Raw genomic sequence first — 970 nt, 5'->3', positions numbered from 1 at the left:
CAAGACGTATTACTACTGGCGCAAGAAGTTTGGCGGCATGGGGCGGCCGCAGTTGTCAGAGATGCGAGCGCTTCAGAAAGAGAATGAGCGGCTTAAGAAGATCGTGGCTGATCTTCAGCTCGACAAGCTGATCCTGAAGGAGAGCCTGGATCATTTAAAGCCCAAGGCCTGACGGTTGATGGGTTGCGTCAGGCCGTGATCCACACCCGCCAAAAGCTGGATACATCGGAACGTCGAACCTGCGCTGTGTTGGGTGTGGCGCGGTCCAGTCATCGCTATCGGTCCAAGGCTACTAGTGATGATGCGCTGCGCCTGGCGATGATCCGGCTGGCCAAGCAATACGGACGATATGGTTATCGGAAAGTGACAGCGCTTTTGCGGATAGAGGGCTGGCAGGTCAATCACAAGAAGATCGAACGATTATGGGGCGAAGAAGGCTTGCAGCTGCCACATCGGCATAAGAAACGAAGGCGGCTCTATCACAAGGGCAGCTCTGTCATCCGGCTCAGGCCCACGCATCCCAACCATGTCTGGGCGATTGATTTTGTCCATGACAAGCTGAGCAGTGGGCGGAGCTACAAGATGCTGACTGTGCTTGATGAGTACACCCGTGAGGCGCTCTGCGTGGCAGTGCGACCCAGAATGAATGCAGCTGACGTTCTGGACGTTCTGCACCGGCTGCTGATGAAACACGGTAAGCCCGAGTTTATTCGTTCAGACAACGGCCCGGAGTTCATCGCTGCACCGCTTCAGGAGTGGCTCCGACGGGTCGGTATCCAACCGATCCAGATCTACCCAGGGTCACCGTGGGAAAATGGCTACAACGAACGCTTCAACGGAACACTCCGTCGCGAAGTCCTCAACGCCGAATGGTTCCACACAACCAAACAAGCTCAGGTCGCCATCAATGTCTGGCTCAGACAATACAACCAGATCCGGCCACATCATGCTCTGAACATGCGCCCACCTG

The 970-nt window shown here is 55.8% G+C and carries 2 protein-coding genes; both read left to right on the top strand.

Annotated features, from left to right (window positions below; genetic code table 11):
- Positions 1-172 (top strand): transposase (locus ACR0J8_RS24235; protein ID WP_480892875.1); only part of this gene is annotated, 172 nt, incomplete at its 5' end.
- Between the two features lie 23 nt (positions 173-195).
- A partial coding sequence (locus tag ACR0J8_RS24230) for an IS3 family transposase (protein ID WP_480892872.1) occupies positions 196-970 on the top strand: 775 nt, incomplete at its 3' end.

This window comes from Ruegeria sp. N11 (assembly GCF_056531525.1).
The sequence above is the reverse complement of the archived record's forward strand: the minus strand, read 5'-3'. Positions and strand labels throughout refer to the sequence as shown.